The 24,571-nt window shown below is 39.2% G+C and carries 26 protein-coding genes; 10 read left to right on the forward strand and 16 right to left on the reverse strand.

Translation table 11 applies throughout. From position 1 onward, the window contains the following. Window positions 1-36: 36 nt before the first annotated feature. A complete protein-coding gene (gene moaA, locus ACXITR_RS13705; protein ID WP_457997783.1) occupies window positions 37-1,023 on the forward strand; it encodes a GTP 3',8-cyclase MoaA in 987 nt (328 codons plus the stop codon). On the opposite strand, the gene ACXITR_RS13710 is transcribed toward moaA, so the two are convergent. The 7 genes from ACXITR_RS13710 to ACXITR_RS13740 form a co-directional block, all read right to left on the reverse strand. Next, window positions 1,024-2,373, reverse strand: a complete 1,350-nt coding sequence (locus ACXITR_RS13710; protein WP_457997784.1) for an MlaD family protein — start codon at window positions 2,371-2,373, stop codon at window positions 1,024-1,026. A 15-nt stretch (window positions 2,374-2,388) separates the two neighbouring features. Beyond that, on the reverse strand, window positions 2,389-3,174 hold the full coding sequence (locus ACXITR_RS13715) for an ABC transporter ATP-binding protein (RefSeq protein ID WP_457997785.1): 786 nt from the start codon (window positions 3,172-3,174) through the stop codon (window positions 2,389-2,391). Window positions 3,175-3,238: 64 nt separating this feature from the next. Then, a complete protein-coding gene (locus ACXITR_RS13720; RefSeq protein ID WP_457997786.1) occupies window positions 3,239-3,661 on the reverse strand; it encodes a hypothetical protein in 423 nt (140 codons plus the stop codon). A 25-nt stretch (window positions 3,662-3,686) separates the two neighbouring features. Then, window positions 3,687-3,815: a hypothetical protein gene (locus ACXITR_RS13725; protein WP_457997787.1), complete on the reverse strand. Its 129-nt coding sequence runs from the start codon at window positions 3,813-3,815 to the stop codon at window positions 3,687-3,689. Window positions 3,816-3,938: 123 nt separating this feature from the next. Then, entirely contained in the window at window positions 3,939-6,233 is a 2,295-nt protein-coding gene (locus tag ACXITR_RS13730; protein WP_457997788.1) for a ribonucleoside-diphosphate reductase subunit alpha, read from the reverse strand. 193 nt (window positions 6,234-6,426) lie between these two features. Continuing rightward, window positions 6,427-7,002 carry a TerD family protein gene (locus ACXITR_RS13735; protein WP_457997789.1) on the reverse strand — a complete coding sequence of 192 codons (576 nt, stop codon included), beginning with the start codon at window positions 7,000-7,002 and terminating at the stop codon, window positions 6,427-6,429. Window positions 7,003-7,101: 99 nt separating this feature from the next. Then, a complete protein-coding gene (locus tag ACXITR_RS13740) occupies window positions 7,102-7,833 on the reverse strand; it encodes a dienelactone hydrolase family protein (protein ID WP_457997790.1) in 732 nt (243 codons plus the stop codon). Between the two features lie 115 nt (window positions 7,834-7,948). On the opposite strand from ACXITR_RS13740, the gene rpe reads away from it, so the two are divergent. Continuing rightward, entirely contained in the window at window positions 7,949-8,644 is a 696-nt protein-coding gene (gene rpe, locus ACXITR_RS13745; protein ID WP_457997791.1) for a ribulose-phosphate 3-epimerase, read from the forward strand. 64 nt (window positions 8,645-8,708) lie between these two features. Here the strand turns inward: rpe and ACXITR_RS13750 are convergent, their stop codons facing one another. After that, complete coding sequence (locus ACXITR_RS13750) at window positions 8,709-10,700, reverse strand: flavin-dependent dehydrogenase (protein WP_457997792.1); 1,992 nt, start codon at window positions 10,698-10,700, stop codon at window positions 8,709-8,711. A gap of 230 nt (window positions 10,701-10,930) precedes the next feature. Between ACXITR_RS13750 and lexA the strand changes: the two genes are divergently transcribed. From lexA to ACXITR_RS13765, 3 genes are all read left to right on the forward strand, one after another. After that, window positions 10,931-11,524 carry a transcriptional repressor LexA gene (gene lexA / locus ACXITR_RS13755; RefSeq protein WP_457997793.1) on the forward strand — a complete coding sequence of 198 codons (594 nt, stop codon included), beginning with the start codon at window positions 10,931-10,933 and terminating at the stop codon, window positions 11,522-11,524. Between the two features lie 132 nt (window positions 11,525-11,656). Next, window positions 11,657-12,061, forward strand: a complete 405-nt coding sequence (locus ACXITR_RS13760; protein WP_457997794.1) for a phosphomannose isomerase type II C-terminal cupin domain — start codon at window positions 11,657-11,659, stop codon at window positions 12,059-12,061. Between the two features lie 8 nt (window positions 12,062-12,069). Beyond that, window positions 12,070-12,405 carry a HesB/IscA family protein gene (locus tag ACXITR_RS13765; protein WP_457997795.1) on the forward strand — a complete coding sequence of 112 codons (336 nt, stop codon included), beginning with the start codon at window positions 12,070-12,072 and terminating at the stop codon, window positions 12,403-12,405. On the opposite strand, the gene ACXITR_RS13770 is transcribed toward ACXITR_RS13765, so the two are convergent. After that, complete coding sequence (locus ACXITR_RS13770) at window positions 12,398-13,255, reverse strand: hypothetical protein (protein WP_457997796.1); 858 nt, start codon at window positions 13,253-13,255, stop codon at window positions 12,398-12,400. The genes ACXITR_RS13765 and ACXITR_RS13770 overlap by 8 nt on opposite strands. A 147-nt stretch (window positions 13,256-13,402) precedes the next feature. Between ACXITR_RS13770 and hemW the strand changes: the two genes are divergently transcribed. The 3 genes from hemW (at window position 13,403) to ACXITR_RS13785 (ending at window position 16,563) form a co-directional block, all read left to right on the forward strand. Further along, complete coding sequence (hemW, locus tag ACXITR_RS13775; protein ID WP_457997797.1) at window positions 13,403-14,587, forward strand: radical SAM family heme chaperone HemW; 1,185 nt, start codon at window positions 13,403-13,405, stop codon at window positions 14,585-14,587. A gap of 96 nt (window positions 14,588-14,683) precedes the next feature. Then, a complete protein-coding gene (locus tag ACXITR_RS13780; protein WP_457997798.1) occupies window positions 14,684-15,898 on the forward strand; it encodes a type II secretion system F family protein in 1,215 nt (404 codons plus the stop codon). Between the two features lie 50 nt (window positions 15,899-15,948). Beyond that, window positions 15,949-16,563 carry a hypothetical protein gene (locus ACXITR_RS13785; protein WP_457997799.1) on the forward strand — a complete coding sequence of 205 codons (615 nt, stop codon included), beginning with the start codon at window positions 15,949-15,951 and terminating at the stop codon, window positions 16,561-16,563. Here the strand turns inward: ACXITR_RS13785 and ACXITR_RS13790 are convergent. Further along, a complete protein-coding gene (locus ACXITR_RS13790; RefSeq protein WP_457997800.1) occupies window positions 16,560-17,822 on the reverse strand; it encodes a Glu/Leu/Phe/Val family dehydrogenase in 1,263 nt (420 codons plus the stop codon). The two genes, ACXITR_RS13785 and ACXITR_RS13790, sit on opposite strands and share 4 nt — an antisense overlap. A 65-nt stretch (window positions 17,823-17,887) precedes the next feature. On the opposite strand from ACXITR_RS13790, the gene ACXITR_RS13795 reads away from it, so the two are divergent. Beyond that, window positions 17,888-18,274 (forward strand): acyl-CoA thioesterase, encoded by a 387-nt coding sequence (locus ACXITR_RS13795; protein ID WP_457997801.1) that lies wholly within the window; start codon window positions 17,888-17,890, stop codon window positions 18,272-18,274. Between the two features lie 77 nt (window positions 18,275-18,351). On the opposite strand, the gene ACXITR_RS13800 is transcribed toward ACXITR_RS13795, so the two are convergent. From ACXITR_RS13800 to ACXITR_RS13815, 4 genes are all read right to left on the reverse strand, one after another. Further along, the gene (locus ACXITR_RS13800) at window positions 18,352-19,914 is read right to left on the reverse strand and encodes a serine/threonine protein kinase (RefSeq protein WP_457997802.1); all 1,563 of its coding nucleotides are present in this window, start codon (window positions 19,912-19,914) and stop codon (window positions 18,352-18,354) included. Between the two features lie 57 nt (window positions 19,915-19,971). Next, window positions 19,972-20,430: a hypothetical protein gene (locus ACXITR_RS13805; protein ID WP_457997803.1), complete on the reverse strand. Its 459-nt coding sequence runs from the start codon at window positions 20,428-20,430 to the stop codon at window positions 19,972-19,974. A gap of 197 nt (window positions 20,431-20,627) precedes the next feature. After that, on the reverse strand, window positions 20,628-21,113 hold the full coding sequence (locus tag ACXITR_RS13810; protein ID WP_457997804.1) for a hypothetical protein: 486 nt from the start codon (window positions 21,111-21,113) through the stop codon (window positions 20,628-20,630). A gap of 32 nt (window positions 21,114-21,145) precedes the next feature. Continuing rightward, window positions 21,146-21,484, reverse strand: coding sequence for a phasin family protein (locus ACXITR_RS13815; RefSeq protein WP_457997805.1), 339 nt, complete (start codon window positions 21,482-21,484; stop codon window positions 21,146-21,148). Between the two features lie 91 nt (window positions 21,485-21,575). Between ACXITR_RS13815 and nadB the strand changes: the two genes are divergently transcribed. Next, window positions 21,576-23,291, forward strand: a complete 1,716-nt coding sequence (gene nadB, locus ACXITR_RS13820) for an L-aspartate oxidase (RefSeq protein WP_457997806.1) — start codon at window positions 21,576-21,578, stop codon at window positions 23,289-23,291. Window positions 23,292-23,362: 71 nt separating this feature from the next. Here the strand turns inward: nadB and ACXITR_RS13825 are convergent, their stop codons facing one another. Both ACXITR_RS13825 and ACXITR_RS13830 read right to left on the reverse strand, forming a co-directional pair. Further along, window positions 23,363-23,836, reverse strand: coding sequence for a hypothetical protein (locus ACXITR_RS13825; protein WP_457997807.1), 474 nt, complete (start codon window positions 23,834-23,836; stop codon window positions 23,363-23,365). Between the two features lie 106 nt (window positions 23,837-23,942). After that, window positions 23,943-24,518 carry a hypothetical protein gene (locus ACXITR_RS13830; RefSeq protein WP_457997808.1) on the reverse strand — a complete coding sequence of 192 codons (576 nt, stop codon included), beginning with the start codon at window positions 24,516-24,518 and terminating at the stop codon, window positions 23,943-23,945. Window positions 24,519-24,571: the final 53 nt, after the last annotated feature.

Below are 24,571 nucleotides of genomic sequence, written 5' to 3' on the forward strand. Positions count from 1 at the left end.
GAGAAAGTTAATTTTCTCTCCCCAAAAACCTATTTTATGAATACCATTGACTACTTGAGAATTAGTTTAATTGATAAGTGCAATTTTCGCTGTCAATATTGTATGCCTGAGGATCAAGAATTAAGCTATCTTTTACAACAAGATATTCTTACAAAACAAGAGTTATTAACCTTAGTAAAGCAGGTATTTATGCCCTTGGGATTTACTAAATTTAGGCTGACGGGGGGAGAACCTTTATTACGTCCTGATTTGGTAGATATTATAGCTGAAATTAATAGTTTACCTGCCACTAAGGATATATCTTTAACTACTAATGGATATTTGTTAGCCCATCGGGCTATGGACTTATATAATGCTGGTTTGAAAAGAATAAATATTAGTTTAGATTCCCTTAATCAGCAGACATTTGATCAAATTATTGGGAATCATGGAAAAAGCCGATGGCATCAAACATGGTTAGGCATACAAAAAGCCTATGAGGTGGGTTTTAATCCTCTTAAGTTAAATGTGGTGGTGATTCCGGGGGTGAATGATCATGAGGTTTTGGATTTAGCTCAGTTGACCATTGATAAAAATTGGCACGTCAGATTTATTGAGTTTATGCCCATTGGAAATAGTGAATTATTCACTCAAAAAGCATGGATTCCTTCGGAGGAAATTAGACAACAAGTTAGGGAAAAATGGGGTTTGGAGGAGAGTAGTATTCGGGGGAATGGGCCGGCAGATGTGTTCAAAATCCCCAATGCAAAGGGTACTTTAGGCTTTATTTCTCAGATGTCGGAGTGTTTTTGCGATCGCTGTAATCGGGTAAGATTATCCGCTGATGGTTGGTTACGTCCTTGTTTGTTGAATGAAACTGGACAAGTAAACTTAAAGGAGGCTTTGAGAGCGGGAGAAAATCTTAATATCATTCAGAGAAAAGTAAAGGATTTGTTATTACTAAAACCTGAAATTAATTTTAAAGAAAGAGATACTGGCACTAACAGTATTTACACTCGCACCATGTCTCAGATAGGGGGTTAGTTATTTATTTTTTTCAATGTTTTTGAGGTTAACATTATTTAGGGATTCATTGGTATTAGAGGACATTATTTTTGGTAGGGAGCGATTGGTAATATGGAAAGTTGTTGTAGGAGGATTTTGGGATTGGGTTTGATTTAATTCTTCTATTTGATTAAGTAGTTGTGCGAGTTGGATTTGTTTTTCTAAAACGTCGGTATAGGATACTAGATTACTTAACCCGTCAATGAGGAGGCGCATATTACGTCTAAATTGTGGATCTCCTGTTAATTCGTCAATGTCGGAGGTTATTTTGGCCGTGTTGGCGAAGGTAACTCTGGCGGAGTCAAGGGTTTGTTGTAGGGCTACTAGGTTGGTGGGGTTATTTAATTCTTGGGAAAGGGCTGTTAAGTTATTGGTGATTCCTTCTAGGTTGGTGATGGTTTTTTCTATGTCTTGTCCAAATTTGGCAACATCAATACCATCAACGGTTTGATCTACTCTTGTAACAACTCTGTTAGCATTTCTGACGAGGGTAGCTACTTCTTGGGTGGTGCTGGCTAGGGTAGTAATGGTGTTGTTGAGGCTAGATTCATTACTTTCTATGAGTTGATTGGTGTTTCGGGCTAGTTGATTTATTTCTCGGCTAGTTTGGCTAAAGTCGTTGGCTAGTTTATTGATTTGGGTGTTGGCACTGTTGGCGGCGCTATTAAAAGATTCCGATGTTGTCATGATGCTATCGGCTACGGAGGAAAGTTTATTGATGTCATCCCCTGCATTTTTGGTAAACTCTGATAATTCGCTACTTAGTTGGGCTACGTTTTCAGAGGCGATCGCAATGTTAACTATAGCATCATTAAGTTGTTCGATAAAAATGGGATTAGAAAATACGGTACTAAGCCTTGTCATATTAGCAATTAAATCACCGCTATATTCTCCGATGATAGAATCACCGCTACAAAGGAGTTGATTTTGTTGTTGACATTCTGGGCTGGCGGGGTCAATTTGTAGAGCTTCTGGGGTTAATTGCGCTTGGGGTTCGATGGTAACAATTACTTCACCTAATAAACCTGATTGGGTAGTTTGAGCGATCACCTCTTTTGGTATTCTCAACCCTTGTTGAACTTGTGTTATGACTTCTACTCCTTCGGTGCTTGGGGTAATAGATTGAATAGTACCTACTTCTACCCCCCGATATAAAACTCTACCCCCTTCTCTCAAACCACCAACGTTATCAAACTGTAATTTTACTTCGTACTTTTCTTGACGAAATTGCGTTCCCCTCAAAAACAAGATAGCGCCACCAAAGACAACAAAACCTAAAATAATAAATAAACCCAGAGAGCCTTCTCTTACTAACCTTGACTGTGACATTTTTATCTAACCTCTTTAAACTACTTGGATAGGACCTTCCCTTTTCGCACTAAAAAATTGTCTAACTAATTCATTATCTGTGGTGTCAATTTCCCCTACGGTACCTTGCCATTTAACCTTACCATTGTACAAGAACACGAGGCGATCGCCCGTCCTCCTAATGGTACTCTCCTGATGACTTACCATAACATAGGTTTTACAAGCCTCACTAGATACCCTCAAATCTGTCACCAAATCCTCAATTACCGTAGAAGCGATTGGGTCTAATCCAGCGGTAGGCTCATCGTATAAAATAACCTCAGGACACTGTAAAGGATTATCAGGGTTGAAAGTAACCGCCCGAGCAAAACTTACCCTTTTACGCATCCCCCCCGAAAGTTCAGCAGGGTATAAATCTCCCCTGCCAGGTAAGCCCACCATTTCCAAACTTTGCTCAACTATGGCACCAATTTTTTGCGGTGATAAATCGGAGTGTTGATACAAGAAAAAACCGACATTTTCTCTCACGGTGAGGGAATCAAACAACGCCGCCTGTTGAAATACCATGCTAATCGCCATGGAGTCATCATGATCATCAATTAATCCTTCCCTCTTTTGCCCATGAACATATATCTCCCCCTCATCAGGAAGCATTAACCCTGCAATTATGCGTAAAACCGTTGATTTGCCTGTACCGCTAGGGCCGATAATCACCAAGGCATCCTCTTGATAAATATCAAGATCAATTCCATCGAGAATAACGTTTTTACCAAAAGACTTTTTTACTCCCCGTAGTTGAATAATAGGTTCTTTTTCTGTCATAAGAATTGCCATGATAAAAGGATGAACAAGATAAGTTTAATGGTTCATTGTGTACTGTAAATTGTCAATTACCCCGACACTCTGCTTCAATTCTGCCATGGATTTCCTTCCATGCGCTAACTTCCTCTTGGTTTTTGGAATCAATGGATTTTACTTGTCCTCTACTACTATAAAATTCCTCATTGGCTCTTTTGGTAATATCAGAGGGGCTACAGTTAGCAATGGGTTTAAAAGGGATGCCACCATCAGCATCGTTGACTACACTACCAGAGCTAGGGTTGTTATTGGGGGTTGTAGGGGAAGAATTGTTGGTATTTTCCGAGCTATTGTTGATTGGGTTAGAGGGATTTTCGCTGGTTTGTTCTTGTTTATCGTAGTCTGAGCGAATATCTGCATTTATTCTTAAATTTAAACCATCAAGGGTATTGCGATCGCACCCTACCAGAGCAAAACTAAGCACAGATAAAATTAAAGTAGATTTTTTCATAATATTTTATTTATTTACAGATTAACTAATTTTTGACTTGAGATTGAGCCAAACTAATTAATAATCTTAGGGCATCATTAACCGATTTTTGATTAGGAAATGCTTGGGCAACGTCTGGATCGAGTAGAATAACGTTAGTACCTTTGTAAATCATCTTCTAATTCATGGTTGATTTTCTTGCTCATAAAATCTCCTCTCTCGTGGTGTGGCTTTTAGGGATACTTTACAAAAAACCCCCTCACCATGGAGAGGGTTACAAGTAAAAGTTGCTTAGAAATTAGTTAGCGCAGGCGGTACACTCATCCTTAAAATTATCTTTCTGGACGATACGCACATAGTAAACAGCCTTACAACCTTCTTCCCATGCCATGACGAGAATATCAAAAATATCTTTGGCTTTTAAGGCTCTTTCTGGCTCACTAGGATAATATACTCCCTCATTGAGGTTAAATAATAACTCCATGGAGATACCTGTATCTATCCACTGTTGTATAACCCCTGTGGCTTTAACTACCATGGTTTGATCGAGGTTTTTATTTTCTTGGTAAAACCACACTTTATCGCTGATATAGGGAGGGGCGATGGGTACGGTACCTTTTGCCCATTTGTCGTAAAAGAAACGGCTATAAACAGGTAAAATACTGGCGGTACAACCTTGTACTAAACTAGATGAGGTGTTAGGGGCGATCGCCGTTATGTGGGAATTACGAATGCCGTATTGTTGAATATCATCGGCGAGGGTTTGCCAACGTTCAGGATTATAAGCATTTGCCTTAAACCATTCCACAGGCTTTGAGCCGATTAATAAACCCTTACTCCAATCACTACCCTCATAGGCATCAAAAGCACCCCTTTCTTGGGCTAACTTCATGGATGCTTGGGTACAATAAAAACCCATATCCTCAAAGAGGTTACTAATTTCTTGCAGATTGTTATAACGTAATTCGTTTTTGGCTAGCCAGTCAGCTAAACCCATGGCGCCTACCCCAATGGTGCGATAACGGTTATTGTGCTTTTTGGCATCGGCAAAGGGAGGGTTGGTAATATCGATGGTATTGTCAAGGATTCTGACGGCGAGGGTGGAAACTTCCTCTAATTCTTCCTGCTCAAGGTTAGCAAGGTTAAGGGATACGAGGTTACAACAGTGGGCGTATTCCCCTGATGTTACATTACTAAAGCTCTCGGTGCATAAATTCACCCCCGGAATGTAGCCATCGTGTTTGTTGGGGTTAGCTCGATTGATAATATCTTTGAAAGCAAGATAGGGCATACCAGTTTCTACTTGCGATCGCATGATATGCTTAAATAATTCCCTCGCATTTATCCGTTTATAAAGTTTAATAACGGTATCGAGGTTGGCTTCAATGTCTTGATAGGCTTTCTCAAATTCTTCTCCCCACATTACGGGTAAGTCATAACCTAGTTTTTCTTTAACTTCTAGGGGATCAACCAATGTCCATGATTGCTTGGCTTTTACCCGACGCATAAATTCATCGGGGAGAATCAACTGGGGAAATACATCATAGGCTTTACGGCGTTGATCTCCGTTTTCTGTCTGCATTTCAAGGAATTCGGGTACATCTAAATGCCAGATGTCTAAACCGACGGTGACAGCCCCTGCCCTTCTTCCCCCTTGGTTTACGGCTATGGCGGTATCATTTAAGAGTTTTATCCAAGGAATAACCCCCCCCGAGGCATTTTTTTTGCCCATAACGGCGCTACCCGTTGCCCTGATGCGGGATACATTTACCCCCACTCCACCACCATTTTTGGAAATACGGGCGGTATTGGTGATTTCTCGATAAATGCTCTCAAGGTTGTCTTCCATGGCAATGATAAAGCAACTGGTAAGGGAACCGTTAGGCACTCTTAGGTTGGCTAAAATCGGTGTGGCAAGGGAGATACGGCGAGAGGCGATCGCCTCATAAAACTTTTTGGCATAGAATAAGCGATTTTTCGGGGCTTCTTGACTAGCCAGTAGTAATGAGCAAGTTAAAAAGGCTTCTTGGGGTAATTCATCGGGCAAAAGGTAACGGGATGTAAGTAATACTGCCCCTGCATAGTCGTAGTCTAAATCCCAATCGGGGTTAATCCAACCGTTGGCGGTTTCTAATTCCTCGTGAGAATATACCAAAATGCGATCGTCATATTTTCCTTCTTCCACAAAAGACTGAACGGTTTTGGCATAGTTTCCGTAGTTGTAGCCACGACTTACAAGAATCTCTTTCCACAGACTCCACATCGATAAACGTCCAGCAACATAACGCCAATCAGGTTCATCAATGTTACACATTTCTAGGGCGCAGTTTACCAAGTTATCTTGAATTTCCCTAGTGGTGATGCCGTAACGGATACGGGTTTTTAATCCAGCCTCAAGGGCGATCGCATTTACATCTTTACCAGTACAAGCCCAATTAACTACATTCCTAATTTTGCTTATATCTAAATCTGCTAAACGGCCACTTCTCTTTACTACCTTGATGGTACTAGATTGGTTTTCTCCATGACTGCTTGATTGATTTTTGTCACTAATTGACGTTTCGATTGCCTGTTCTTGAGTATCGAATAACATTTGTGTCGTTTACCTAAAAGATTCCTTCTGTAAGGATCTTATTATAGCATATACTGTGTACTACAAACATAAAACAATTTACAATTTGTGTTACAGATTACTCCATTCAATGGTGAGGTGACACAACGGGCAACCAGCCATAAAAAATAGACAATTAACGGGATTTTCTTGATAGTCAATTGTCTTTAATAGTTTAGATATAACGATTGAGTAAAGCCTGTAAACCGCCTTGATAACCAGCACCTACAGCATTCATGCGCCATTCTCCATCCTTACGATATAGCTCTGCCATAATAAGGGCTGTTTCCACAGAAAAATCTTCCTCTAAGTCGTACCGTAAAACTTCTTCCTTGGTAGCCACATCCACCAGTCTTACAAAAGCATTACGTACCTGTCCAAAATTTTGCCCTCTTTTATCCGCTTCATGGATGGTGACAGTGACAACGATTCTTTGTACATCTTGAGGTACTTTCCTCAGATCAACGATCACAACTTCGTCATCCCCATCTCCTTCTCCCGTTAGGTTGTCTCCCATATGTTTGACAGACTTATCAGGATCTGGGCTGGTTAAATTATTATAAAAGATAAAGTGATTATCGGATATTAATTTTTCTTGACTGTTCAGTAAAAACACGGAAGCATCTAAATCAAAGTCATATCCTGTGTCGGTTACATTGGTATCCCATCCCAAGCCGATAAACCCCGCCGTTAATCCGGGAGCTACTTTATCGAGGGAAACTCGTTGTCCTTTCTGTAGTGATATAGCCATAGTTTTCTTTATTGGGTTTTTTTCTACTACCCTATTAATAATAAATGCTAATTATCGTTAATCAGCATCTTTTTTTGTATTACATTTTTAGCCGCTGTACTACAATGTATATTGAAATAGCTTAAGGGTTTCTTGCCATGCTTCTCGTGCTACAGTTTGATTATAGGATGAACGGCGATCGCAATTAAATCCATGGTCTGCCCCTTGATAACGGAAAACTTTGTGGGGAATGTGATATTTTTGTAGTTCTTTTTCAATGTGATCTACTTGTTCGGGGGGAATACTAGCATCATCCATGCCAAAATAGCAATGGATCGCCCCTTTAATGTCCTTGGTTCGAGTAATAGTCGGCTCAGACTCTCCCGGACACCAGTTAACAATTCCTGCCCCGTAATAGGACGCTGTGGCTTTAATATCCTGGAGGGTGGCGGTTAAATATGTTACATGACCACCGAAACAAAAACCCATGGTCCCTACTCCCGTTTTTTTCACTTGGGGCAAAGTATAAAGATAGTCGATGGCGGTTTGAATGTCTTGGAGTAATTCAGAGGCTTTGGTTTGATTTTTGTATTCCCTACCAACCTTGACATCCTCGGCAGTGTAGCCCGTTTCAAAATTGGGGGAAATTCTTTGATAGATAGCAGGGGCGATCGCCACATAACCCTCCGCTGCTATCCTAGAAGTAACATCCCGAATATGGTCATTTACCCCAAAAATTTCTTGCACCACCACCACCGCAGGATAAACCCCTTCATCCATGGGAGTCGCAAAAAAAGCAGGAATATCAATATTTTTACCCTTGAGGGTAATTACCTGAGTTGTAATATCCATAATTCGTGTTTATTTCTTGTTAAACTCCATTGATATTATCAATCTTTCGAGAAAGAAATGGGCAATATCTTGTTACAATTTACACAAGTCTAAGCACATTTTAAATAAACTACTTATGAGTAAAAAAGATATAGTTATTTCCCCCTCCATTTTATCCGCCGATTTTAGTCGCCTAGGAGAAGAAATCAGAGCCGTTGATGAAGCGGGAGCAGATTGGATTCATGTGGACGTGATGGACGGTCGTTTTGTACCTAATATCACCATTGGTCCTTTAATTGTAGATGCCATTCGCCCCCATACCAAAAAACCCTTAGATGTTCACCTCATGATAGTTGAACCTGAGAAGTATGTGGCTGATTTTGCCAAAGCTGGTGCTGATATTATTTCCGTCCATGCCGAGCATAACGCTTCTCCCCATTTACACCGCACCCTATGTCAAATTCGTGAATTGGGTAAAAAATCTGGGGTTGTGTTAAATCCTTCCACTCCCCTTGAATTGATCGAATATGTCATCGATGTGTGTGATTTAGTTCTCATCATGAGTGTTAACCCCGGTTTCGGTGGTCAAAGTTTCATTCCAGGGGTAGTTCCCAAAATCAAAGCCCTTCGTCAAATGTGTGATGAAAGAGGTTTAGATCCTTGGATTGAAGTTGATGGTGGTTTGAAACCTAATAATACTTGGCAGGTTTTAGAAGCGGGAGCCAATGCGATCGTAGCTGGTTCTGCCGTATTCAAAGCCCCTGACTATGCCCAAGCCATTGAAGGTATCCGTAACAGCAAACGCCCCGAAAAAGAGTTAGTAACTGCTTAGTAGTTATTTTTTCAACAAGGGGTTTAAACCCCTTGCCCAATTTACACCTAACCAATAACTAAACTTACTTTTGAGATACAAAACGAGAGCCGAAGGTAAGTAATTTAAACCATAATTTAGGGTTACTTTCTTTTAACCATTTACTCTGATTTTCCAACCAAGGATTAAACCAACGACTAAAGAGAAGATTTTTAAACGCATCCAAGCTAAACTTCACATAGGAACCAATCCAGCGGAATATATCCCTAGTTCCAGCCATTTCCCATATCCACAATAATAGGGCTGGATTTTTGCGAGCCGCCTTAAGGGCTAATCGGTTAAAGGTAAACCAATCCGTGCGATCTTTAATAAAAACTTCAGCGGTATCAGGTTCATCAGCTAATAAACCAAAGAAGGTATTTAACATCGCATTCACCCTTTCTGGGGGTAAAGTTTTGTGGGTAGGTACCATCATTCCTTTAGAAAATAGCCATGTTACGGCAATATTACTTTGGTAGGCTTTAATGCGGTTTAAAGATTCCCCATCTAAAAGGTCATTTTTTAAGGCTTTATCAAGAAGACCCGTTAAACGTCCCAAATTACGCACCAAAGAGCCAAAACCTGTAAACACGAGGGGAGACTGTAAAGAAGCCGCATCACCGATCGCCATTACCCTATCCATAGCGATTTCACGATCATTTTCTCCCACGGTAAAACGACCGGGAATATAACCAAAAGTAGGCTTTTTCCACACTAATTTATCCATATCACAACGGCGATACTCTGGAAGAATATTAAAGAAATCCTCATACATTTCCAATAAAGAACCAGGGTTGTCAGGATGTACCTGATGATAATGGAACAAATAGATGGTCAACTCATTTCCTTCCGCGGGAAATAACTCCCAAATCAACTGACGACCTCGGGAAATATCCCCATGGGAAAACAAAACATCTCCGTAGGTTTTATCCCATACTTCAGGCTCAAAACCCTCTAAAATTGCTCCTACCGTGGGGCAGACACTATCAAAAGTTCTCTTACCTGCCATTTGCCAAGCGATGGGGGAAGCAGTACCCATGGCATCAATTAATAATCTCCCTGTGGCTTCCCTTTCTTCTTCGGTAACTAAATGAGTACCTTTAACGGTGACGATGTCTTTACCAACGGTGGCTTTCTCAAAATCTGTTTCATCCCATATATCAGCACCATATTTAATTAATTTTTTCTGACATACTTCTAATAATTTATTGGTATCTAGGGCGATATTTAGCACCGTGGGGGTGTGTAAAACACTAGCCTTTAATTTGTCGGGGTTATTAGCATCAAAAAACTTACTAAAACCGTCTTTATATTCAGCGGCAATACAATATTCAAATTCTTTTTTGGTAAATAATCCTAGGTCAATTAATACTTGAAATTCATCCCGAGAAATATTCCATTCCCTGTTCATGCGACCAAATTTTAAACGTTCAATGACCAAGACGTTATAGCCTATTTTTGCCATTAAAGCGGCATGGATTGCCCCTAAAGCACCTCCTACGTAGATGAGGTCATAATCTGCTTTTCCTTTGCTCTGATCTTTAAATAGGACGGGTTTTACTTGATAGTTATTAGAATTTTGAGAATTATTTTCGACACTTTCACGCCATTTTTTTTCCCACCAATACACCCGATTTAGGTCATATTCCCCCTGAGGCATTTTTTGAAAATATTTAACGGTTTCGGGATAATGGGGCTTGAGGGCTTCAAAGATGGATTGATTGCTCAAATCAATGTCGGGTAATCGGGGATATTTTTGAGGATATTTTTGGCTTATGGCGGTTTTTAATTCTTTTTTTATTTTGTTTTCTTTACCAGATAGTTTTTTTCCCCAACGGTATATTTTTAGGTAGGTTGTCCGTTGTAGTGACCAAAGAAAAATAGATAATTCGCTATTTTCTCCTAACTCAATTCTTAATCCATCTTGGGTAAGTATTTTCTCACCGATACTAGGTTGCCAAGATTTTTGTAACCACTCGAGAACTTCTTGGGTTTTGGGGTGGGGAATTTCTATATATAGTAAAGGCTTTACGTCCATTTTGCTAAATGTTTTTTATAAAATTTTCTCTATTTACTATCTATTATTGCGGATTCTTGAAGGATTGGGCAGTGGCGATGGGTAGTGGTTTTACTTTTCCCTGTTGCTTTTTTATTTGCTCCTAAGTTTCATGCTCCATGATCAAATTTCAATACTCAATTATTTTAGTACGATTGTTCTTTAATACATTAAAATAAAAAATGTCATCTAATCCAAATAAAATTATAAAGATGAAAAATTTAACTCCTGCACAACAAGAATTATACGATTGGTTGGTGGAATACATTAATGTTAACAAGTATTCTCCTTCTATTCGGGAGATGATGAAAGCGATGAATTTGCGATCGCCCGCCCCCATCCAAAGCCGTTTAGAAAGGATAAAAGCGAAGGGGTACATTGACTGGATAGAGGGACAAGCGAGAACGATGAAAATCCTTAAACCCCATAATGGCTTACCTATTCTCGGCACTATCACGGCGGGGGGATTAGTAGAACCTTTCACCGATGACCATGAAAAATTAGATGTTGCGTCCATGTTTAATCAACCTAACTGCTTTGCCCTGAAGGTGGTGGGAGATAGCATGATTGAAGATTTTATTACCGAGGGTGATTATGTGATTATGAAGTCCAGTCAAGAGGCTAAAGAGGGAGAAATTGTAGCGGCTCGAGTAGATGGTCATGGTACTACTTTAAAAAGAATCTATTTCACTCCTGAAGAGGTAATTTTAAAAGCATCTAATCCTAAATATGAACCCATCAGAGTAAGTCCAGAAAATGTTGAGATTCAAGGTACTCTCTGGGCTGTATGTCGTTTAGGATATTAAATGATGATTAATAAAGTATTTCTTTAAATGACCGAAATCAACAAATAAATTTAATTATCAATTATTGATTGTCAATTATCAATTCTCCTGTGCTATTGTTGAAAAATAAAAAAGGATAAGGTAAAAATCATCATGGCAACTGTGGGACATCACACCGAAACTCCGATCATTTCTTTTTCTACCACTAATCATCTCCACGAAACAGAAAGCCGTCCTTGGGGTACATTTACCACCTTAGAAGAAGGTCCTGGTTATAAAATAAAAAGGATTGAAGTTAATCCGGGCCATCGCCTCAGTTTACAAATGCACCATCATCGTAGTGAGCATTGGATTGTGGTATCTGGTACTGCGAAGGTGGAATGTGGGGATGAGGTAAAGATTTTGGCGGCTAATCAATCAACTTATGTGCCTCAGTGTACTCGCCATCGTCTGGAAAATCCGGGGGTTATTAAGTTAGTTTTAATTGAGGTGCAAAATGGCGAATATTTAGGGGAAGATGATATTATTCGTTTTCAAGATGATTACGCCAGAAAATAGTTTATTTAATGATTAATTTAACTCAGAGTGCCATTGCAGAAATTGTCAGGCTAAAAAATTATAATTCCCAACCTGATTCTTATCTACGGATTAAAGTGGAGCAGGGGGGATGTGTTGAGCTTCTGTATCAACTTGGTTTTGAGGATCAAGTTTTAGAGGGCGATCGCACTTTTAACCACCATGGAGAAGTTGCGATCGTTGTCGATGAACAAAGTTACAATTATGTGCAAGATTTAGTAATTGATTACGCCGAAGACTTGATGGGGGGTTCATTTCAATATCAAAACCCCCAAGCCCAAGATCATTGTAATTGTGGCATTTCTTTCTCTGTTAAGTCTAATTAACGGGGGAGAGAATAGGACTGAACCCAGCATTGCGTAAAGGTTGGGCGGCCTGCTCTGCATTTTGACGAGTGCTAAAAAGCCCTACTTGCCATACGGTATTGCCTTGATGGTTGGCACGGAAAGCCTCGGGGTAAATCTCTTTTACCCTACTCTCTTCGGTGGAATTGTTTGCCCTCACAAATACTCGAAAAGCTCCGCCGATGGGGGGGGTAGGATTATTTCTAGCGACATTAACGGGGGTGGTGTTGGTATTTTGAGGTACTACGGGAATATCAAATACTAAAATCTCCCTCAAACTTCTTCTTCTTTGTACAGGAAGAGTCTCACTGCTGTTGACCACGGGGGAGTTGGTTTGTGCTGGTTGACTAGGGTTATTGGTAAGAGGGGGGGAGGATACGGTAATGGCATTATTAGGACTGCTATTACTAACCTCAGAAGCACTGGTAGAGGTTAATGTGGTAGAAGGGGTTTGGTTTAAGGGGGAGGGGGCAATGTTGCTCACAGAGTTATCAGGGGCTCGATACGGCTCGGAAAGATTGGGAGGGGATGGCAGATTTTGACTAGAGCCAATTCCTTTGACATTGCTAGGTACGGGTGTTCTAGCTGGGGTTGGGTTGCCATTGATAATGATGGTATCTGTGGCAGGGGTTTTTTCTGGTAATGGGGGAATAGAATGGCTTGTGGTGGCGTTAATATCCCTCTGGGTGGGGGTTTCATCGAATGGGGATACCCCTATTACTTGAATTTGCTGGGCGATCGCCTTTTGGTAATGGTTGCCTATGAAAAATAGAACCGCACACAGGGGTAATAATAGATGTATATTTTTTTGCAATAATCGAGATGGAATCATAATGGTGACAGTTGTGTGAAGATGACTAATATATATAATTTTTCTTTATTCAGCCCTATGATAAAGGCTATTTAACAGAATTGACAAACAGCTAAAAAGTTCCACTGATTTTAACAATTAAAATAAGGGTATTACATAAACTTTAAAATGTCCATTACTTCTGCCTATATTCATATTCCTTTTTGTCGTCGTCGGTGTTTCTACTGTGATTTTCCCATCACTGTTTTGGGTAATAATGCTGGGGGAAAGTATTCTCCTTGGCAACGGGAATATGTAGATTTTTTATGTCAGGAAATTCAAACAATAAACAAGAGAGAATCAAGTCCTTTAGAAACGGTTTTTTTTGGGGGTGGCACTCCTTCTTTATTGGCCCTAGAAGGCTTAGAACAAATTTTAATCACTTTAGAAAATCATTTTTCCTTTGCTAAAAATATTGAAATTTCCATGGAAATTGACCCCGCAACCTTTAGTTTCGAGCAACTTAGAGCCTATCAAAAATTAGGAGTAAATCGTATTAGTTTAGGGGTGCAATCATTTGAGGATCAATTATTACAAGAATGTGGGCGATCGCACAGTGTAAAAGATATTTATAAATCCGTAGAATATATCCACCAAGTAGGGATAGAAAATTGGAGCTTAGATTTAATTTCAGGACTACCCCATCAAACCATTGCCCACTGGGAAGACTCTCTTTTAAGGGCGATCGCACTACAGCCCAACCACTTATCCTGCTATGATTTAGTGATAGAATCAGGCACCGTATTCGGCAAAAGATACCAAGCAGGAGATAAACCCTTGCCCAAAGATGATACCACCGCCCAAATGTATCGCTTAGGTGCTACTATTCTCACAGAAAACGGCTATAACCACTACGAAATATGTAACTACGCCCAAAAAGATTATCATTGTCGCCACAACATAGTCTATTGGCAAAATAAACCCTACTATGGCTTCGGCATGGGGGCAGCCAGTTACACCCACCGCCAGAGATTTAGTCGTCCTCGTACCCGTAAAGAATACTTTGAATTTGTAAATCAATTAGTCAAAGATAGAGGCAAAATTGATTGGGAAACCACAACCCCTAACGAAGAATTATTAGATACTTTTATGTTGGGGCTAAGACTAAAAGAAGGAGTTAACCTCACATTAATCGAGAAGAAATTTGGTATAGAAACCATCGTAAAAATAATCGAAATCCTTCAACCATACCTAAAGCAAAAATTAGCAATTCTTTCCCAAGATAAAACAAATCTAAGACTATCAGACCCAGAAGGATTTTTGTACTCCAACTCCGTTTTAACCCCCTTATTTATCGAATTTGATCAAAATTAACAATTTATTTCCCCCCACCCCTAAAGCAACGAACCTATGAAATAATGTCAAAATATATAAATAGCGATTATTATTGAGTAAATAGAGGGTGAAATCATGGCTACTTTTATCGCTCAAGTCAAAGACAAATCAGGAAACATATTACAAGAAAGAGTTACCGCTGAATCGGCAGAAGAAGCAAAAAGAATTCTCAGGAAAAGATTTGCCGCCATCGGCAAAATAAAAAAAGCAGGAATAGATTTTGATATAGCGAGTATTGAAGCAGCGCTGAGTAAAGTTACCATTAAAGATAAGGCAATTTTTTCTCGTCAATTCGCTGTATTAGTTAACGCTGGGGTTGCCATTGTCAGGGCATTATCTGTATTAGCAGAACAATCTTCTAACCCTAAATTCAAAAAAGCATTGAGCGCTATTAATGATGATGTACAACAGGGTACAAATTTATCTGAAGCCTTAGCAAAACACCCCGATTGTTTTGACCAATTATATGTATCCATGGTAGAAGCGGGAGAAATTGGGGGGGTATTAGACGAGGTAATGAATCGTCTAGCCAAACTATTAGAAGACGTGTCAAGGTTACAAAACCAAGTCAAATCCGCCATGGCTTATCCTGTTACCGTCGGTTTATTTGCCGTGGTAGCTTTTTTGGGTATGACCATTTTCCTCATTCCTGTATTTTCAGGCATTTTTGATCAACTAGGAGCAGAGTTACCTGCACTAACTCAGTTTATGGTGACACTTAGTGCTTTTCTACGTAGCCCTGCGGCGGTTATTCCTGTGTTGGTTATCATTGGTACTGTATTTGGCTTTAGACAGTACTATAGAACCCCTGCTGGACGATTGCAAATTGATACCATTGCTCTTAAACTTCCCATTTTTGGTGATTTGAATCAGAAAAGTGCTGTAGCTCGTTTTTGTCGAGTTTTTGGGACTCTTACTCGCTCTGGAGTACCTATTTTACAATGTTTAGAGATTGTAGAAGAAACCATCGGTAATAGGGTAATAGGCAACGCCATTGGAGCCGCTAAAAACTCAGTTTTAGAAGGGGGTATGCTAAGTCTTGCCATTGAGGAAAAAAATGTATTTCCTGCCATGGCTGTACAAATGATGAGCATTGGGGAAGAAACTGGGGAGTTAGATGCAATGATGATGAAAGTGGCAGATTTTTATGAGGATGAAGTTGAACAAGCTATTAAAGCCCTTACCAGCGTTATTGAACCCATAATGATGGTCGGTATTGCAGGAATGGTTGGTACAATTTTGTTATCGATGTATTTACCTATGTTTTCTATTTTCGATCAAATCGCTTAAACACAAAAAAAAACAAACTATTGTCCACTGTTGAAGGTGAATTTTAATTAATGTCTATAAATCAATCCGATTATGAAACAGCTTTGGCTGACTATACTGATAAAGAAAGAATTGTGGCTTTACTAAGTCAATATCGGGAATATTTAGCTATGGTGCCAAGTATGCGGCGCCCTAGTGACAGTTTAATTACAATTCCTTTACCCTTGGCAAAAGTACGTTATGTGAATAATGGTACATCCCCCATGGGGTCTCGTAGTTATGCTCCTTCGGGGATGAATCAGATGTCTATGGATGAGATGGTGTCAATTCCTTGCGATATTGCGGTATTAATGTGTGATCCTGAATGGAAGATTAAGATGGGGGTGGAAATTTTGGTTTTTATTCATCGCCCCCAAGAGGATTTTTCCGATTTATTATTGCGTTGGCGTAATGCTCAAAGGGATTTAGCTAATGAGTATGAATGGATTATGCCGGAAATGGATGATCATATGTTTAGTGATAGGGCAGAAAAAATTCACCCTATTTTTGTGGTTTTTCCCCATACTAATGCTCGAATTTTGAAGGGATTAAAGGCTTCTGGTTTGCCTTATATCTGTTATAACACCGTAGAGGCGATCGCCGATAACCCTGAATTAAAATCCCTTAGTGGTAGCGTTGATGGTTAATCATCAAACCCCATGGCATCATCAAGACGTTTGAGGGAGTGAATATAAGCGGCGGTACGTAGGGAAACATCATATTCTAAGGAAACTTTCCAAATGGCTTCGGTTTCTTTTTCCATTCCTGCTTTGAGGTATTGTTGTACTTTTTCTAAATCCCAGTACATACCATTGCGGTTTTGTACCCATTCAAGATGACTAACGGTGACACCCCCTGCATTAACTAAAATATCGGGAATTACTCGAATACCTTTTTTTTCCAAAATTGAGTCCGCAGAAGACGTGACAGGGCCATTGGCTACCTCAAAAATAAATGGGGCTTTAATTTGCTCGGCATTTTCTTCGATAATTTGATTTTCTAGGGCGGCGGGAATTAAAACATCCACATCAAGGGTTAACAACTCCTCATTGCTAATCACATCATTTTCCCTTAAGTTACACACGGTTTCTTGGCAATAAACATCTTTAACAGTGGTATTATTTTTTTTGTACTCACGAATACTGGGAATATCTAAACCATCTTGGCAATAGATGCCCCCCCGAGAGTCACTGACTGCTACCACCTTATATCCTGCTTGATAGAGTAAATCGGCTATTTGCGCCCCTGCGTTGCCAAATCCTTGGACAGCAACGGTGGTTTGTTCTGGTATTTTTTCAAATTTAGGTAAGATGGTTTGAATCACATGAAATGCTCCTGTGGCGGTGGCGGTACTTCGGCCTTCACTACCTCCCATGGTTAAAGGCTTTCCTGTCACTACTCCCAAAGAAATTTGGCGGGTAATACTGCTATATTCTTCGACCATCCACCCCATAACTGTTTCGTTGGTATAAACATCGGGGGCTAAAATATCTTTGTCTGGACCAATGTAATCGGCGATCGCACTGATATAATTTTTAGAAAGTCTTTCTAATTCCCCCTTAGATAACTCCCGAGGATTGATACAAATACCCCCTTTAGCACCACCAAAAGGAAGATTAAGGACAGCACATTTAAACATCATCCAAAAAGCCAGGGATTTTACCTCATCCAGATTAACAGAAGGATGGTAACGCACCCCCCCTTTCCCTGGGCCTCGGCTATCATTATAAATTACCCGATAACCTTGATAAACTCTTAAGGAGCCATCATCCATTCTAAGGGGAACAGATACCGTTAAACTTGATTTGGGGTATTTTAGTTTTTCCTCTGTGGAGGGGGAAATCTGAATGTGTTTCAAAGCCCTTTTTAGCCTAATATTGGCATCGGCAAATAAAGAATTAGACATATATTAAAATTTTGGTTGATACTTTGACTATAACTATTTATGACTACTCTTGAGATTAAAACATCATGAAATTTGTTTATGATCGAAAAATTCATTTTGCAGACACCGACAGTGCGGGGGTAGTTTATTTTGCCCGACTGCTTTCTATTTGCCATGAAGCGTATGAGGCTTACCTAGAAAATTTAGAAATAGATTTACGAAGTTTTTTTCAAAACCCTACCATGGCAATACCCATTATTCATGGAGAAATTGACTTTTTTAGTCCTTTATTTTGTGGAGATACCATCCAAGTATATTTAACAGTAAATACCCTCAACAAAAAAGCCTTTGAAATTGAATATACCATTGAAAAAGAAGACGAAAAAGTAGCTACGGGCAAAACCCGTCATGTATGTATTAATCCTCAAACTCGCAAAACTCAAGCCCTACCTTGGTATTTGGGGGGGCAATAAACTGTACTTTTATTTACGGTTTATTGCCAATGGGCTTAATGATTTTGTTATTATATTTTTTTCTCCACGGGTTTAGCTTAAGATTTATAACTGTTTTTGAGCTTAGAAATAATTACAGGTTTTAACTTATTAAACTCCTCCCTCAATCTTTGCTTACTCATTTTTGCTTCTCCCTGATTGGGCATATTTTTGCTATTTTCCAGCCATTCCATCATGATTTTACACTGATTAGGGGCAATGGTTGAACCCGTTACGTGTTGACAGGTTCCTGGCTCTTCTACGGCAAAAAAGAGGATTTTATAATTACCAGTTTTTGCAAGGGCAGCGGTTACTTGACGAGAAGTTTGGGATTTAAGGTCAAGATAACAGGGCAACCAACGGGCGCCCCGATTAGGATTATAAATCACTGTAATCCAGAGAATCATGGGGTGGGGGGCATTGAGGAAAAGAAACTGATTGTATCTCATATCCTTGATACGGGTGATAATATCCTCTTTTTCAATCATTACCCAAAGACTAGGAAAAGTTTGCCCTGAACTAATTACCACCTTGGGAAAAACAATCTTTTGGACTGGTTTATTGGTTGGCCAAGTTAAATTTTTAGAAATAATCGTTGGACTAAGATCCATTTTCGGAGCAATTTCGGTGCGATCGCTCTCAGGATTACTAATATCATTAGAATCATAAGTATCCGCCACAATAGTCTTTTTACCACTAAAAGAAGTCATGCGGTCTGGACTAGTATGATTAGATTGAGTACCCTTTTCCAAAGCCTCAATTACCCGTAAAATTTCCGCCACCGTTTGAGGACGATTATCACGGGATTTTTCCATACACTTCATAATCACATCTTTCAACTCTTGAGGTATTTTAAGATGGGAATCAAAAGGACGGGGTTTCAAGTCATGGTGAGCTTTATACCACGCCCCAAAGGAAGAAGTTTCAGGCAAAATGGGCATCTCAAGGGTGAGCATTTCATACATCATCACCCCCAAACTATAAATATCGGAACGATTATCTAACTCTTTCCCCTCCATTTGTTCAGGGGAGCAATAAGCCAATGTACCCATAAAAGAATGGGTTTGGGTGGCATTAGCCTGTACCAACTTAGCAATCCCAAAATCAAGAATTTTAACTAATTCTCCCAAAGTAGGATCTTGCATTACCAAAACATTACTAGGTTTTATGTCTCGGTGAACCACTTGACACAATTCCCCTTTAAGCATAATACCACTGTGGGCTGCATCCATACCCACGCACATTTGCCTACTAAGATAAAGAAAACGTTTGAGGGGCAAAGGTTGAAACTTAATTACCTGACTTAAACTTTCTCCCTCCAAATACTCCATTACATAGTAAGGGACTTCGTTTTCATCCACTCCATAATCCCTTACCCTGATGATGTGAATACTTTTTTCCCCCAAAAGGGCGCTGATAGTTGCTTCTCTCTCAAAACGATGGCGCATTTTGTCGTTGAGTAGGGTTTGAGACAGAAACTTAACGGCCACTACCACACCGCCGAGCAATTTATCTTCTCCTCGATATACCTGCCCCATAGCACCACTACCAATTAATTCTACCAATTGATAGCGATCTGCTAATATACGCTGATTGTTTTGTTTCCCTTTCCCTAAACTCATGATTTAATTGCCCATCAAATCTTGTTGTATTTATATTTTGACCTATACTATCTAGTTTTATCCATGACGCTCTAAAATACCTTCTGTCACACTAACGATATTATTACCCGCTATCATGGTGCTAGAAAAATGATAATTATCTTCATCTAACTGAAACATGGTTTCAACTACGCTACGACGACGACTATCACCCAAAATCCAATAACGCTGAATAATGGAATTTTTTGTAATCCATCCTTCCCCTTCTATTTTATCGAAATCACTTCTTTTTAAAACATAACTGTAACTATATTTATTATTAGGTAAAAATCCTTTATATTCAAGTTCTAAATTGTTTACTATCTCTGAGGAGGATTGATTATTGTCAAATACTAGCTTAGTTTTCATGATGAACCAACTACTCTGATCCCAAGTAATTATGGTTGCTCCCTTAAAGGGGATAAAGGTTTGATTTTTCTCGGTTAGATTTCCTTTAATAATCCAGCTACTTGGTTGTAATAAGAAGGTATGACTCATTAATATTTTTGATAAAAAATAAAGGAAGTTATTAATAGATTATTAACAAATAAATATAAAAATGTATTGTTTTTCTATTAAAAAAGTGATGACTAAGCTATATTATGTTACTTAATATTAAGTGTCATTATACATGATGTTTGTCAACTTCCTAAGTCGTTTTGAATACTGTTTGAATTTTAGGGGGAGTGATTTTTTTAATGGTTATGGGATTTTTGATCTTTCCAATCGGGGCAATGCTCGTCATTCCATCCATAGGGATGAATACCACACACAAGAAGGTTACCATTATATCTTCGTCCATGGTAGTTGGCACAACCGACACAGGCAGGATGGAAATGTTCATCAGGGGTGATTTTTTCTTCGTCAAACCAGATAATATTATTGTCTAACTCAGTGTCTTCTCCCGATGGTTGATTGGGGGGAAAATCTTCGAGGATGTTTGCAAGTATTTCATCGGTAAGGAAAACCACACATTCTTCTACAAATTCATCTACTTGAAGCAAAAAATCATCTATTTCTTTGGGAATTTTATTTTCTATTTCTTGGGTTAGGTTATCAATAAATAACTCGGTATTGTTAGCAGTTTTTTCGATTTCTTGGGTGATTTCTTCACAAAAGTTATTAAAGTTATTTTCTGCTTGATTTAACCAATTAATTAACTGTTTTTCCCAATTATCCATGAATTATTTTTCTTAATTGTTAGTTGTTGAATTTACGAATTATCACTATCATCGTCATCGGTAATAATTTCGATGGTGCGAGGTTGATTAGAGGGTGAATCTTGGGAATTACTATTCATTTTTTGTTTTTCTTTGGCTTGTTGAATAGTTTCGTCCACAAATTTTCTGGCTTCTTCGGTGGTAATTTTACCTTTACTTACCATTTCATCGGCTATTTTTTGTAATTCTTGGGGAAAGTTGGGATTATTAACTATTTTGTCGGTTTGTTGTTTTAATTCTTGGAGGGTGTCTCCTGCTTTTTCGGCGGCATATCCTGCGATACCAATGCCTAGATAAAGGGCTTTTTGAAAAATATTTTCTGATTCAGCCATAAGTTGTAATATCTCAAATCTTCGATGGTTCTTTTTTTATTGTAAGGGCAAATCAAAAAAACGATGGCAAAGGTTGCCTTGATTAGGTAAAATGAGCAAACATGAATTTTTTGCCCCTAGTTTACACTATAAAACCTTGAACTATATTTCTCCTTTGCCTGATCATTTTGATGTTATTATCGTAGGCTCTGGGGCTGCTGGTTTATATGCTGCTCTCAAACTTCCTACTGGTTTACGCATTGGTTTAATTACTAAGGATAAGTTGAAAAAGGGGGCTAGTGATTGGGCGCAGGGGGGTATTGCGGCGGCGATCGCCCCTAATGATTCACCTGTACTACATTTAGAGGATACTTTAAGGGCGGGGGCTGGACTATGCGATCGCACAGCGGTAAAATATTTAGTAGAAAATGCGGTAACTTCCATTCGCTCGTTGCTGGAAATGGGGGTAGAATTTGATCGCCATAATGATGAGTTGGCGATGACATTGGAGGCGGCCCACTCTTTCCCGAGGGTACTTCATGCGGCGGATACCACGGGAAGGGCGATCGTCTCTATTTTACGGCAAAAGGTGATAGAAAGTGAACATATTTCCGTTTATGAACAGGCCTACGCCCTCGACTTATGGCTAGATGAAGAAAAAGAAAAATGTCAGGGGCTTTGTTTATTACATGATAATAAAATTACTTGGCTGGGGGCAAAAGCCGTTATCCTTGCCACGGGGGGCGGGGGGCAGGTATTCGCCCAAACCACTAACCCAAAAGTAAGCACGGGGGATGGGGTAGCCTTGGCATGGCGTAGCGGTGCGCTGCTGCGTAACTTAGAATTTGTGCAGTTTCATCCCACGGCATTAAAAAAAGAAAATGCACCTCGTTTTTTGATAAGTGAAGCGGTGAGGGGGGAAGGTGCCCACCTAATTGATAGGGAGGGTTACAGATTCGCCTTTGACTATCACCCCAAGGGGGAATTAGCACCCCGTGATGTGGTTAGCCGTGCCATTTATAACCATTTACATAAAATTAGTCCAAATCCTGCCCTAGACAATGTTTTTCTTGATTTACGCCCTATTCCTCGCCCCCGCTTGGAGTATCGTTTTCCTAATATTATTAAACGCTGCCTAGAGTGGGGAATTGATGTATTTTCTGAGCCTATTCCCGTATCCCCTGCCGTCCATTATTGGATGGGGGGCATTGCGGTGGATTTACATAACCAGACTTCCATTGAGGGTTTATACGCCATTGGTGAAACGGCAAATACGGGGGTACATGGGGCAAATCGTTTGGCGAGTAATTCTTTGTTGGAGTGTTTGGTATTTGGGGAAACTCTCAAGGATTTGGATTTTAATGCCATGGTTTATCCCTCCCTTAACTCTGAAATGATTTCTTTACAGGATGATGATTGGCAGAATGAAATGGCGGTGGTGAATAAAATTCGTACCGAATTACCCCTACTCATTTGGGAGGTGGCTGGTATCTGTCGTCGTGATGATATGTTATTAAGGGCGATCGCCCTTGTGGAGCAATGGCATAATGAAATAGATAATCTAAAAATAGGTCAATTTCTCAAAAATCTAAATCCACAACAATCATATAATATTTTATCTCCCGTCCTAGAACAACAATTAAAACTCACCGCCGAAACCATTAACCTCCTAGAAGTGGGTTATTTAATCGTAAAATCAGCACAATTTCGCACCGAAAGCCGAGGGGGGCATTATCGCCTCGACTACCCAGAAACCAAAGATAACTGGCAATGCCATACCCTTATCAAACATCATAACTGGTGGTCTGAAGGAGTTAACAATGGATAAAAAGTGCTTTAATTGAGGTGCAAAATGGAAAATAGAGAATGATTTTCTGATTAAATTCAATTACAGTATCGCTAATAAAGAAAAATAGCTCCCGTGGGTTGTAAATTAAAAGTACGATTTCCCCTACTAATTTCATCTATGACACTGATAGTTAAATTAATGACATTATCCTCACTAACCTCCACCGAATATCTAAGATTTATACGAGAAGCATTGGGGGTATTCAAATCAGGGTATATAACTAAGTAAATTGAGCTTCCAGGATTTAAACTTCTAATAGTAGCAGTATCATCAGGCCTTAAAACCGTAGGGGTAAGATTCTCATTAGTAAAAGAATAGTCAAGAAAAATACCTGTTTGATTAATAATATTTAAACTAATGGGTTTTTCAGTATCTACCCTTGCCACTGGTTGCCAGAAACCAGGTTGATAAGTTTGTGCAGGAGGATTGTTATTAGTTTCAGTTTGGGCATTTACCCCAAAAAGCAATAAAGTTACGTTAGCGGTTGTTACCAACAACGAAGAAGCAATTAAAGATTTCCACATAGATTTAAAACTTTTGAAAAAAAATATTTTATTTATTAATCATACTTGAACTTTTAAAAAATTTTATTTTCCATTCCTACCTACTCATTATCTCCTGCTTTAACCCTCAATTATCCATATATGAATACCGACAATCCCGTAACCATAACCTTACCGCTTCCCCAAGCACTCCCGAAGTAGTATCCACAGGGGGAGAAACAACCTCACTTTGCGCTACTTCCCCAAATCGGGTTAATAACATCACCATTTGCCAACCCCTATCTGTGGGTGTTAACAATAACCAATGATAATTATTCGTTTCCTCTAATCTGGTATTACTCAAATAGTGTCTTTCAAGGGTGGTAAAAAAAACTTGCTCGATTTCTGATGGTTTGTCACTACCAAAATTATTATTAGATAACGGTAAGGGTTCAAATTCAGGTTTTCCTGCTGTGATGATGTATATGGGCATCGTAGAAGAGTTTGCCCCGCCTCGACGGGATTTTTGAATTACCCTATTACCATAATCGCTAATCTCATTGACTAACTTTGTACTTACTTCTGTTATATCCCCAGAGCATATATTTTCAGAAGAAATTACATTTCTAGCATAGCTTTTGGGGGCTAAAAGTATTCCTATTAAATATACATAAAGAAATAATATATTGACTATGAAATACGGCTTTTTATCTGAATTGAACATTTTACATTTTTACTAAAATAAGTTTAATTTTTATATGGTATTTTTTATAATTA

Source organism: Cyanobacterium sp. (genome assembly GCF_054166785.1).